Genomic DNA, 11,934 nt, shown 5'->3' with positions numbered 1-11,934 from the left:
CCCAGGGCCGTGTCCATCGCGAGCATTGCTCGTTTCCATGGTCGGGCTGACCAACGAACGGAGTTAGAACATGCGGTTCTACGTGGACGTGGCGGCACCCGCCGGTCAACTGCCCTGGAAGTACGTCCACGGCGTCGCCCACGCCGTCGTGTATAGCGTGATCGGCGACCAGGCGCCAGCCCTGGCCACGCAGCTGCACGACGCCGGCTGGGCGGGTAGCGCCCTGCGACCGGTGGGCATCTCACCCCCGGTCTTCGTGGGCGCGCCGAAGAAGCGCAGCGCCTACATGATGTCGCCGAACGGCCGCATCTGGTTCGGGTCGCCGGTGCCCGCGCTGGCCGCGTCGCTGCTGGCCGGGGTGACCAGCCGCCGCGAACTGCAATGGGGGCCGGTCACCCTGGCCGTCAAGGGCGCCCAGCTGGAACCCCTCACCGACCCGGAGTCCCCGACGGTGCTGGAGACCCGCACGCCCGTGCTGGTCAAGGCCAACGGCGACCGCTACCTGCTGCCCGAGGAGGACGGATTCGTCGCCGGCCTGGCAGCGAACATCCGCCACAAGGCCGACCTTCTCCGCCTCCCCGGCGACGTTGAGGTCGAGGTGCTGGCGGCCGGGCCGCGGCGGCGGTTCGACGTTTCTGGCGGAATCCGGATCGGGGCGACGGCCACCATTCGGCTGCACGCCGACCCTCGGCTGATCGGCGCGCTGCGCGAGTGGGGCCTGGGAGTGGGCAACATCCAGGGCTTCGGCTGGGTGAAATGACCACCACCCTCACAACCCAGCCAGCGCTGGCGTCGACCACCCATCCGCTGCAACGCTGCGGCGCCTGGGCCGTGGCCATCCTCGCCGACCGACCCGAACCTGGCGCGGTCACCCGAGATGACCTCGACACGGTCGCCGCCCGGCTGGTCGACGACATCACGACCGTGTCGACCCAGGCGGACAACCCGGACTGGTGGAAGGTCCTGTTCGCGCTCTACCCGAACGCGAAACCGACCCACGCCTCGCGGACCAGGGACGCGGTGACGCTCCGTCCGCTGGTGGCGGACCTGTTCACCCCCGACCGCCCCCACCCACACCCACTACCGTGCACGTTCTGCTCGGCACCGACCGAGGTGCGGTGGGCCAAGGTGCACCTTCCGCTGTTCGACACCGTCAACGCGCTGAACACCCGACCGCCGGGCTCGGCGGGATGGCCGGTGTGCCGGGGCTGCCGGGTGGCGATGTGGGCACTGCCCTACGGTGCCTGGGTGACGGCGGGGTCGGCGACCGTGGTGACATGCGCCGCCCCGGCCGTGGAACGCCGCTTCGCCGCCCGCAATGTCACCCGGGCGATGCGGGTCCAGCAGACAGGTTTCACGGGCCTGCCGGCCGACGCGAACGCCGAGGCGGTCACCCTGGCGGCGCTGCGGGCCCACGCCGCCGACGCCCCCGTCGACGCGGTGCTGTGGTCGTTCAAGAACGACAACCAGGAGCCATGGCTGCGGGTCAGCTCCACACGGCTGGCCATCGGCAGGCTCCTCGTCCGGATCGAGTCCGACCCGGCGTCCCGGCAGGGCTGGCACCGGCTGCGCCGCGCGCTGGCGCGGCGCGACAAGGATTCCGGCGGCTACGCGGCGGTCGCCAGGACGCTCTTCGTCGACGAGCACGGCTCGGCCGACCGGCTGCTGCGTGCCCTGCACCACCAGTTCACCACGGCACCGGCCGACCCCGTCACCACCGACGCGTGGCGGCGGCTGGCCCGCACCTACCAGGAGGAGATGTACGGGATGAACGTCGAACGTCTCGCACCAGCCCGTCGGCTGGTCGTGGCCTGGATCGTGGCCGAACGTAACCCGCGCGGCCGGTTCAACGAGTACGTGTTGGCCGCCGGGAACGCCTACGCCCTGCACAAGCTGCTGATGGAGGCCGGTGCCCGGCTGCTGCGCGACGGTGGCCAACCCGCGGACCTCAGCGGCATCGCGCCGACGCTGCTGTCCAACGGCCCGGAAGGCTGGCGGTGGCGGGCGCAGCTGTTCTTCGAGGTCGTGGCCGATCTTGTGGCCGCAAAGGCACCGATCGGGCGCAAGCCCACCGAGGATGACGCCGACGACGAGGTCGGCGACACCATCCGATTCGACCCCCACGCGGAAGAGGTGTACGCCTGATGGCCTACCTGGCCGGCAAGATCGTGCTCGCGGTGACAGCGGGCGCACCGAACAACGGTCGCGGTGAGGCGACGACGGGCCGGATCAAGAAGACCGTGATCCGGCACCAGACCTACCCGTACGTCTCGGCGCAGGCCTTCCGGCGCTGGCTGCGCGACACCATGACCGAGCTGGGGTCGCTGCCGTCACCGGCCGAGCGGATCGGCAAGAAGCAGGGCAAGGCGCAGAAGGCGACCACCGCAGCCGACCCGATCCGGTACGCCGACGACGACCTGTTCGGCTACATGAAAGCCACCGCCAAGTCCGACGACGCCGACACCACCCTGCGGGACAGCCCGTTCATGGTCGGTACGTTGCTGGCGGTGGAACCGGCCCGGCCGACGGAGGACTTCGGCGTGATGGCCCGGGGCATCGACGAGCCCGTGCTGCACACCCACGAGTTCTACACCGCCGACCTCGCCGCACCGTTCCTGCTCGACCTGCCCCGCATCGGCACCTTCACCCTGCCCACCGCCACGGGCGCGGGCAAGGCCAACTACCTGACCCAGGAGGCGGCCCTGCAGGTGGCCGACGCGGTCAGCGTCGGCGCGCAACCCCTGACCTTCCGGGGACAGCCTGCGGTGCGACTGCCGCTGGAGGTCCGGCGCGGGCGGGTAGCGCTGCTGTTGGAGGCCCTCGCCGAGATCGCCGGTGGGGCGAAGCAGGGCCTGCACTACGGCGACCGGACCCCGAGTCTGCTGATGCTGCTGCCCATGGCCGGCGGGGTCAACCCGTTGGAGTTCACCATCAGCGGCGCCGACGACGGCTCCGGGCTGCAGGTCCGCGCCGACGTCCTGCGAGCCGAACTGGACGCGTGGGGCGGGCACTGGCAGCCTCCGGTGCGGGTCGGCTGGCGACCCGGCTTCAAGGAGGTCACCCGCAAACAGTTCGAGGCGGACCTGGCAGTGCAGATCGACGCCGGCGAGGTCCTGATCGACCATCCCCGGACGATGCTGCGCGGGTTGGCGTCCGAGGTGCGCGACGGCGCGCACGACGCCTGGTTCGACGACCCGACGCGATGACGACCGACGCAGACCCGGAGCCGCCACCCGGCGGCACCGGAATCGAAGCCGTCCGGGTGGACCTGTTCGCGCCGACGGCCAGCTTCCGCGACCCGATGTTCCCCGGACTCACCCGGTGCCTGCCGGTGCCACCGCCGTCGTCGCTGCGGGGCATGCTGGCCGCCGCGACAGGAGCAGACACCGAGCCGGTATCCCTCGGCTACAGCGCTCGCGCGGCCGGCACCGGCGTGGACGCGGAGACCTACCATCCGATCGCCGCGGACGGCGCGAACCCGGCGGCCGGAGGGCGGGTCCGCGCGATCAAAGGCGGCACGACGCTCAAGGAACGACCGTTCCTCACCCACGTGACCGTGACGCTGTGGATCCCGGAACCCGACGGCACCCGGATCGCCGCCGCGCTGCGCCGCCCGGTCTGGGGGCTACGGCTGGGCCGCTCCCAGGACCTGGTGTTTGTCCGGTCGATCACCCCGGTGCTGCTTCAACCAGCCGACGCGGCCGTCGTGGGACACGCGGTGGCACCACCGGGCGGCCACGCCGCGAGGACCGCGATCACGGTACGACTCGCCGACAACGTCGCCGTCGACCGGCTGACCACCGACTACGGCGACTATCTGTGGTGCGCCGAGCCGGCAGGCCGCCTGCCGGTACGCGGCGCGCTGCGCGACGGCGACCGGGCGGTGTGGCTGCACCCCACGCCTAACCGGAGACTCCGACAGTGAACCCGACCCCTGACGTCCTCGCCGCGGCCCTCGACGAGGTGTGGGCCAAATCCGTCGACCGCAGCGGACGAACGGGCCGGCCAGGCCACGCGGAACGGCTCACCGAACACAGCCGCAACACCTGGTCGGCGGCGAGGGCAGTCGCCGACCGGATCGGGACCGCCGGGATCCTGGCAGCCTGGCCGTCCTTCTGGACACTGGTCGCGCTCGCCGCGTTGCTCCACGACGCGGGCAAGGTAGCCGAGGGATTCCAGCGGCAGGTCAAACACCGAGGACACCGGTGGGGCGAACGCCACGAGGTGCTGTCGCTGGCCTACGTCGACCTGTTCGCCGGCGCACTGCCGGCGGACGACCGGGCACTGGTCGCCGCCGGCGTCGGACTGCACCACCGCTGGCTACGGTCGGAGACCGGCAGCGGGGCACTGCGGGACCTGTATCCGCCGGCCGCGGCCTGGTACCGCAGGTTCGGCTACGACCCGGATCCGCCGTCCGGCCAACCATCCGGGCAGGTACCGGCGCGACGACACCGGACGCTCGTCGCCTGGTACGCCGACCAGCTCGGCGTACCAGTACCGGCCGACGGGGACCGGAAACTCTGGCAGCGTGCCCGGGATGAGTTCATGCTGCTGCGGTCCGCCTGGGAGGAACCGGTCGACCCGGTCCGAGGCCTCGCCGGTGTTCTGCTGCAAGGAGCGGTGACCCTCGCCGATCACTCGGCCTCCGCGCACGTTCCCCTGCAGACCCACCTACCCCTCCCCGCCGACTACCTCACCCGGTTCGAGTATCGGCCCTACCCACACCAGGAGCAGGCCGCAGACACCGAGGGGCACCTGATCCTGGTCGCACCCACCGGATCCGGTAAGACAGAATCCGGCCTCGCCTGGGCTTCGCGCCAGCTCCCCACCATGCCCGGACGGCCCCGCGTGGTGTGGGTCCTGCCGTACCGGGCGTCGATCGACGCAGCCGCCACCCGGTTCCGTCAAGATCTGCCGCCGGCGCCGGGGGAGACGGTCGCCGACATCGGAGTCCTGCACGGCTCGGCCGCGCTGTCCGTCCTCGCCGACGCGGTCCGCGAGGACTGTGCCGCCACCGCGACCGACGCCGGCAACGCGAGCGCCCGCGCGGGAGCCATGCGACTGTTCGCGCAGCGGTTCCGGGTGGCAACCGCCTACCAACTGCTCATCGGGGCGATCGCCGGCCCCCGGTACGCCAGTGTCCTACTCGAACAGGCCAACAGCCTGATCGTCCTGGACGAGCTGCACGCCTACGACCCGCAGACCTTCGGCCGGCTCTGCGCCTGCATGCGGCTGTGGGAGGACCTGGGCAGCCGCGTGGCGGTCGTGTCCGCGACCCTCGCCCCACCGATGGTGGAGCTGATCCGACAGACCCTCCGCCAGCCGGTGACCGTGCACCGCGCCCCGGCAGGGACAGCCCCCGACCGGCATCGACTCGTGCTCGACGACCAGCCGCTGAGCGCACCAGCCAGCCTGGAGATCGTCCGGTCGTGGCTCGCCGACGGTCACAGCGTGCTGCTCGTGGCCAACACCGTCGCCACCGCCCAGACCCTCTACGCCGCCCTGGCCCCGGCCGCCCTCGCCGCCGCCGACCCGGCAGACCGGGACGCCGCGCTGCTGCTGCACTCCCGGTTCCGTGCTCGCGACCGGGCGGCCATCGAACGGCGGCTCCTGACCCGGCACGGTGAACGCCGACCTGGTCAACCGGCCCGCCGCCGCGGCCTGGTGGTGGCCACCCAAGCCGTGGAGGTGTCGCTCCGGCTCGACTTCGACCGCGGTGCCACCGAACTCGCCCCGATCGAGGCCGTCGCCCAACGCGCCGGTCGGATCAACCGCCTCGGCCGACACCCGGACGGGCCGGTGGAATACCGGGTGCACCGTGGGGACACCCCACATCCGTACCAGCCAGAGGCCCTGGAGGCAGCGTGGTCGGCGCTGGCGGCGGCCCCCGGCCCGGTCATGTCCGAGCAGACCATCGACCACTGGTTGAACTTGGCCTACGACACCGACTGGGGACGGCGCTGGGCCGAACAGGCCCGCGACAGCCGCGACGCGTTCGGCGACACCTTCCTCACCTTCACCGAGCCGTTCTCCGACCGCGAGGAGTTCCTCGACGGACTCCGGGAATCCTTTGACACCGTCGAAGTCCTCCTCCAAGCGGACCGGCCCGAGTACGAGCGCCTGACCACCGGCCCCGACGGCCATGCCCTGCTCGGAGCCGGCCTGCTCATCCCGCTGCGGTACGGGCAGTGGCGCGCGCTGGGCTCGGTCGGCACGGTCGGCCGACACCGGATCCCCGTCGTCGACGCACCCTACAGCCTGGAGACAGGCCTCGACCTCAGCGGCACCGCCAGCCGAACCAGCACCGCCACCAGCCCCGAGGAAACCGTCCTGTGAACACCGACATCGACACCGACGACGAGATCGGCGGCGTCCACATCAAGTACCTGCTGCACTGCCCCCGCCAACTGTGGCTGTACAGCCACGGCTACCGACCCGAGAGCCGCAACGAGGCGGTCGCCTTCGGCGAGACCGTCGACGACACCACCTACCGCCGACACGCCGACATCGACCTTGGCGCAGCGAAGATCGACTGGGTGACCCGCGGAGCCGTCGTCCACGAGACGAAGTCCTCCCGGCAACCCTCACCGCAGCACGACGCCCAGGTCCTGCACTACTGCCTCCTGCTCGCACGACGGGGCGTGACCGTCCGAGGCGGAGTCGTGCACTACCCACTGATCCGCCGCACCACCACGATCACGTGGGACGCATCGGCCCGGCGCACGGCCGAGACCACCGAAGCGCAAGCCCGCCAGGCCATCACCGCCGACACACCCGCACCACGACTACCGCGCACCCGCTGCCGCGGATGCTCCTACCGTGACTACTGCTGGGGAGACTCATGAGCGCCCGGGGCCGCAGCTACTGGCTCACCGAACCCTGCCGCATCCGGCGTGAGGACAACAGCATCCGGATCGAACGCCCCGACGGACAACCCGTCCGCATCCCGATCACCGACATCCGTGATCTCGTCGCCTTCGACAACGTCGACATCAACACCGCAACGGTGTCGCTCCTCGGCAGGCACGGCGTCACCGTCCACGTGCTCGACCACTACGGCAACTACTCCGGCGTCGTAGCCCCCGCCGAAGACATGTCGTCCGCGCACGTGATCCGCGCGCAGGTCAACCTCACCGCCAACCCGGAAGTCCGGCTCTCCGTCGCACGAGCCCTGGTCACCGCGACCGCAGCAAACGTCGCCTGGGCCTTGGACACTCACCTGCTCGACGGACCACTCGAACGCCTCCCCGCCCAGGTCGAAGCCTGCACGTCGACCGAGGACCTGATGGGCGTGGAAGGCAACTTCAGGCGCACCGCGTGGGGGGTGCTCGACACCCTGCTACCGCCGTGGCTCAGGCTCGACGGACGAACCCGCCGACCACCCAGCAACGCGGGCAACGCCTTCGTCAGCTACCTCAACGCGATCACGTACGCGCGAGTCCTCACCGCCATCCGTTGCACGCCGCTGCACCCTGCGATCGGATTCCTGCACGCTGACAGCGACCGCCGTCGAAACACGCTGGCCCTCGACCTTGCAGAACCATTCAAGCCCTTGCTCGCCGAGCGGTTGCTCCGCCGGGCAGCCGCTCAGCGGACGCTGACCGCCGCCGACTTCGTGAGCGACGTCCGCAGCGCCTCCCTCAGCAAGGCCGGCCGGAAGAAAGTCGCTGTCATGGTGCGTGAGGAACTCGCCACCACGGTTCATCACCGCAGGCTGGGACGAAAGGTGTCCTACGAGGAGCTGATCCATCTGGAAGCGCTCAAGCTCGTCCGACTCTGCCTTGAGGGAACCCCGTACAAGGCCTTCCGACCGTGGTGGTGACACATGTTCGTCGTCTTGGTCTACGACACCGCCGTGGAACGCAACCCAGCCGCGTTGCGAACTTGTCGGCAGTACCTGCACTGGGTGCAGCGCAGCGTCTTCGAGGGTGAACTGTCCGCCGCTCAGCACCGTAGCTTGTTCGCCGCCCTCCGGCAGCAACTCGACCTGAGCTACGACAGCGTCCGTGTCTACCGGATGGGCTCGCCGCACCTCGTCGAGGTCGAGACTCTCGGCGCTGAACTCGGTCACCCGGACTCAGTACTCTGACCAGCACAGATGCACAACCGCCGGTCCGCTGCAGAATCCGCCCGATCCGGGGCGGAGAAAGCGGCTGTGACCTGCGACTTAAGGTTCGGGTCGCTCATCACCCCTGGAGGGATCGCAACCCCACGAGCACGACGACGTCGTGTCCTCGGGAGGCCAGGTCGCTCATCACCCCTGGAGGGATCGCAACAGGATGGACGGTCCCGGCGCGATCGTCACCGGCGGGCGTCGCTCATCACCCCTGGAGGGATCGCAACGCGGTGCCGAGGTGCACCCGCCAGCCCGCCTGACTGGTCGCTCATCACCCCTGGAGGGATCGCAACTCCACGAAGCCGGAGCAGCCCATGACCGGACCTGCCCCGTCGCTCATCACCCCTGGAGGGATCGCAACCTGTTCCTGGGTAAGGCTGCCCAGCTGGGTTTTTAGTCGCTCATCACCCCTGGAGGGATCGCAACACGTCCTTCCACCGCTTCAAGGCGCTGACCGGCTGCCGGTCGCTCATCACCCCTGGAGGGATCGCAACAACAACGGCTCGGGTTCAGCGACCGGCAGGGTGATCACGTCGCTCATCACCCCTGGAGGGATCGCAACTGGGGGTGCGTGGCACCCCGCCGCGGGCGTACGCGTCGCTCATCACCCCTGGAGGGATCGCAACCCCTCGGCCATGAGGGCGGCGACGGCCTCGGCCGCCTGCGTCGCTCATCACCCCTGGAGGGATCGCAACGCAAGTACCTGATGGAGCAGTACAAGACGCCGGAGTCGCTCATCACCCCTGGAGGGATCGCAACACGGCCTCGAGGCGACCACCACGGCGTGCAAGGAAGGTCGCTCATCACCCCTGGAGGGATCGCAACAGCAGCCGCCGCAACGCCATCGGCCACCCCGGTTCACCCGTCGCTCATCACCCCTGGAGGGATCGCAACCTCCCGGTCGGGGACATCGTCCGGATGGGTCCGCAGTCGCTCATCACCCCTGGAGGGATCGCAACGCCGACAGCGCGGCCGGGGGGCCGGAGACGGGCCGGGGTCGCTCATCACCCCTGGAGGGATCGCAACGCCAGCGCCGGTTGTGCGACGAACAACAGCCGGACGTGTCGCTCATCACCCCTGGAGGGATCGCAACCCATGCATCATGTGGATGCGCCGTGGCGGCCGGCGGACCTGTCGCTCATCACCCCTGGAGGGATCGCAACGTCTGGCAGGTCCGCTGCCGGTTGGGCTGCGCGTCATGTCGCTCATCACCCCTGGAGGGATCGCAACAAGGGCGTCCGCCCTCTCCCCTCGGACTGGATAACCCGGTCGCTCATCACCCCTGGAGGGATCGCAACCGGCGGGGAAGGGGAACGAGTTCGCATGACGACGTCGTTCATCACCCCTGGAGGGATCGCAACACGGTGGGGACCTGCCGGTGCTCCAGACTGCCGGGTCGCTCATCACCCCTGGAGGGATCGCAACTGGACGGCTTCGGCGACGGCGTAGGAGGCGTACTGTCGGGGTACTCGTTGGAGTGCAAAGGTGAGTACGGCTGATCTTGCAGAGGTCAGGTGTCGTGATGGGTGCCTTGTTCGTCACGGTGGGTTGCGTCTTGCAGGCGTAGGCGGGTGAGGCCGAGCATGTCGATCAGCCATCCGGGTCCGCGTGCCCTTGAGCAGCAACTCCGCCCGCAGCCACGCATCGACCACATGCGCGAACACGTCGATCAGCTGCCCACGAGCCGGCCGCGCCCCAACCGGCGGCACCACCTCGCCGCCTCCAGCAGCCAGGTACTTCTTCACCGTCCGCCAGTTCAGGCCCGTCTCACGAGCGATCTCCGAGACACTCGCACCAGCCTCGTGCAGCGCCCGGAACCGACGCACATCCCGCCACCGCTGCTCATCCAACGCCTTCACCACCAGCCGTCCCACGCCGGTCCGATCACGACCCGAGCAGCCCCACCCTCAGTCACCAGCTCACGACGGACAATCGGTGCGCACCTCTGCAAGATCAGCTGTACGTAGCTCTGCACTCCATGCCGTACCCCGACACGTACCGGTCGCTCATCACCCCTGGAGGGATCGCAACGGTGTCGCTGAGCAGGGAGTCGCCGACGATCCGGTGGTCGCTCATCACCCCTGGAGGGATCGCAACGCTCGGGTAGGGTCTGGGTCATCTGGACTCCTTGCGTGTCGCTCATCACCCTTGGAGGGATCGCAACTCGCTCACGTCCTGGCGGCCCTTGACGTCGCGGCCGAGTCGCTCATCACCCCTGGAGGGATCGCAACGCGACGTACCGGAGCGCCTCGTGGTCACGTCCGCGCTGGTGGTGTAGGAGACGGCCATCGCGGACGTGACCCGTGCTGCTGGTCGGTGCGTGAGTCGTAGGGTCAGCCGATCGTGGGCATGACCTCGGACGGTTCAGCGTGCGCTCACGAACTCGTCAACGAACTGCTCGGGCGACCGGCTCCGGACACTGACCGGGTGGTGGCGGTGGGGACTGCACCCGGTTTGGTTGACTCCTGATTTGTGAGGATGCGTTCCTCGCTGGAAGGATGTCTGTCATGCCGAAAGCGTTCCCGCCGGAGTTCCGCCGTGACGTGGTCGCGGTCGCTCGCAAGGGTGAGGCGCCGTTGCGGCAGATCGCGAAGGACTTCGGGATCTCCGAGGGCTGTCTGCACCGCTGGCTCAAGCTCGCCGACGTCGAGGACGGCGTCCGTCCGGGCGTCACCGGTTCGGAGTCGGCCGAGTTGCGGGACCTGCGACGGCGCAACAAGCTCCTGGAACAGGAGAACGAGATCCTCCGGAGAGCGGCGGCGTTCTTCGCCCGGGAGATCTCCCCAAAATGATGTACCCGCTGGTCGGTGACCTGGCCGCGGACGGGATCCCCGTCGCGGTGACCTGCCGGGTGTTGGGGTTCAGCAAGCAGGCCTACTACGCGTGGCGCGCCGACCCGGTGTCGCGACGCGACGTCGATGACGCCCACCTGATCAACGCCGCCCTGGACATCCACCACGATGATCCGGCGTTCGGGTACCGGTTCATCGCCGACGAACTCCCCGCCCACGGCGTCACCGCCGGCCGTAACCGGGTCGCCCGACTGTGTTCACAGCAGCGGATCTGGTCGGTGTTCGCCAAGCGCAAGGGCCTGACCAGGCGTGCCGGACCGCCGGTACACGACGACCTGGTACGACGCCGGTTCACCGCCGACGCCCCGAACCGGCTGTGGCTCACCGACATCACCGAACACCCCACCGCCGAGGGCAAGCTCTACCTGTGCGCGATCAAGGACGTGTACTCCGGCCGGATCGTCGGCTACTCCATCGACACCCGCATGAAGGCCTCCCTGGCCGTCACCGCCCTGCGCAACGCGATCCGACTACGGAACCCGGCCGGCACCGTGATCCACTCCGACAGAGGAAGCCAGTTCCGGTCGAAGAAGTTCGTGAAAGCACTACGCCGCAACGGTTTGGTCGGCTCGATGGGCCGCGTCGGCGCCTGCGGTGACAACGCCGCGATGGAATCGTTCTTCGCCCTGCTGCAGCGCAACGTCCTGGACCTCCAACGCTGGCACACCCGCCACGACCTACGCCTGGCGATGGTGACCTGGATCGAACGCACCTACCACCGCCGACGCCGGCAACAACGCCTCGGACGGCTCACCCCGATCGAGTTCGAGACAATCAACAGACCCGCACACGCGGCCTGAACCACTCAACCCCGCGAGTCAACCAGACCCGGGGCAGTCCCGTGTTGCATGCGCACGCGGCGACCTTGGCCTGGGTGCGGAACACGACCGGGGTGTGTACCCGGCCCCGGCGTGTGTAGCTCGCTGTCTCGACACGGCCGCGCATCGGTGCGGTTTGCCGGGACCC

General features: G+C 69.6%; 10 protein-coding genes and 1 CRISPR repeat array. Of the genes, 9 read left to right on the top strand and 1 reads right to left on the bottom strand.

Going from position 1 to position 11,934, the window contains the following annotated elements; all coding sequences use genetic code 11:
- The first annotated feature begins 70 nt into the window (after positions 1–70).
- Genes cas6 through cas2 form a run of 8 tightly spaced genes read left to right on the top strand, consistent with a single transcriptional unit; the run spans position 71 to position 8,089 of the window.
- The gene (gene cas6 / locus WHN02_RS22540; RefSeq protein ID WP_434740699.1) at positions 71–760 is read left to right on the top strand and encodes a CRISPR-associated endoribonuclease Cas6; all 690 of its coding nucleotides are present in this window, start codon (positions 71–73) and stop codon (positions 758–760) included.
- Positions 757–2,145, top strand: coding sequence for a hypothetical protein (locus WHN02_RS22535; RefSeq protein WP_434740698.1), 1,389 nt, complete (start codon positions 757–759; stop codon positions 2,143–2,145). Before cas6 ends, WHN02_RS22535 begins: the two co-directional genes overlap by 4 nt.
- Positions 2,145–3,206, top strand: a complete 1,062-nt coding sequence (cas7i, locus tag WHN02_RS22530) for a type I-B CRISPR-associated protein Cas7/Cst2/DevR (RefSeq protein ID WP_434740697.1) — start codon at positions 2,145–2,147, stop codon at positions 3,204–3,206. Before WHN02_RS22535 ends, cas7i begins: the two co-directional genes overlap by 1 nt.
- Positions 3,203–3,925 (top strand): CRISPR-associated protein Cas5, encoded by a 723-nt coding sequence (gene cas5, locus WHN02_RS22525; RefSeq protein ID WP_434740696.1) that lies wholly within the window; start codon positions 3,203–3,205, stop codon positions 3,923–3,925. The genes cas7i and cas5 overlap by 4 nt, the downstream gene beginning before the upstream one ends.
- Complete coding sequence (cas3, locus tag WHN02_RS22520) at positions 3,922–6,336, top strand: CRISPR-associated helicase Cas3' (RefSeq protein WP_434740695.1); 2,415 nt, start codon at positions 3,922–3,924, stop codon at positions 6,334–6,336. Before cas5 ends, cas3 begins: the two co-directional genes overlap by 4 nt.
- Entirely contained in the window at positions 6,333–6,845 is a 513-nt protein-coding gene (locus WHN02_RS22515) for a CRISPR-associated protein Cas4 (RefSeq protein WP_434740694.1), read from the top strand. Before cas3 ends, WHN02_RS22515 begins: the two co-directional genes overlap by 4 nt.
- On the top strand, positions 6,842–7,822 hold the full coding sequence (gene cas1b / locus WHN02_RS22510) for a type I-B CRISPR-associated endonuclease Cas1b (RefSeq protein WP_434740693.1): 981 nt from the start codon (positions 6,842–6,844) through the stop codon (positions 7,820–7,822). Before WHN02_RS22515 ends, cas1b begins: the two co-directional genes overlap by 4 nt.
- A 3-nt stretch (positions 7,823–7,825) precedes the next feature.
- Entirely contained in the window at positions 7,826–8,089 is a 264-nt protein-coding gene (gene cas2 / locus WHN02_RS22505; protein WP_434740692.1) for a CRISPR-associated endonuclease Cas2, read from the top strand.
- An 89-nt stretch (positions 8,090–8,178) separates the two neighbouring features.
- Positions 8,179–9,541: direct repeats of the CRISPR family, unit length 30 nt; unit sequence GTCGCTCATCACCCCTGGAGGGATCGCAAC.
- Between the two features lie 113 nt (positions 9,542–9,654).
- Here cas2 and WHN02_RS22500 read toward each other — a convergent pair.
- A complete protein-coding gene (locus WHN02_RS22500) occupies positions 9,655–9,978 on the bottom strand; it encodes a helix-turn-helix domain-containing protein (protein WP_434740691.1) in 324 nt (107 codons plus the stop codon).
- A gap of 645 nt (positions 9,979–10,623) precedes the next feature.
- Here WHN02_RS22500 and WHN02_RS22495 point away from each other — a divergent pair.
- Positions 10,624–11,768, top strand: a protein-coding gene (locus WHN02_RS22495) for an IS3 family transposase (protein ID WP_434740690.1) whose coding sequence is annotated in 2 segments (ribosomal slippage) — positions 10,624–10,897 and positions 10,897–11,768 — 1,146 coding nt in all. Because the reading frame shifts where the segments join, the coding sequence is not laid out codon by codon here.
- The last annotated feature ends 166 nt before the right edge of the window (positions 11,769–11,934 follow it).

It is taken from the genome of Micromonospora sp. SH-82, assembly GCF_051132485.1.
Classification (GTDB): domain Bacteria; phylum Actinomycetota; class Actinomycetes; order Mycobacteriales; family Micromonosporaceae; genus Micromonospora.
The sequence above is the reverse complement of the archived record's forward strand: the minus strand, read 5'-3'. Positions and strand labels throughout refer to the sequence as shown.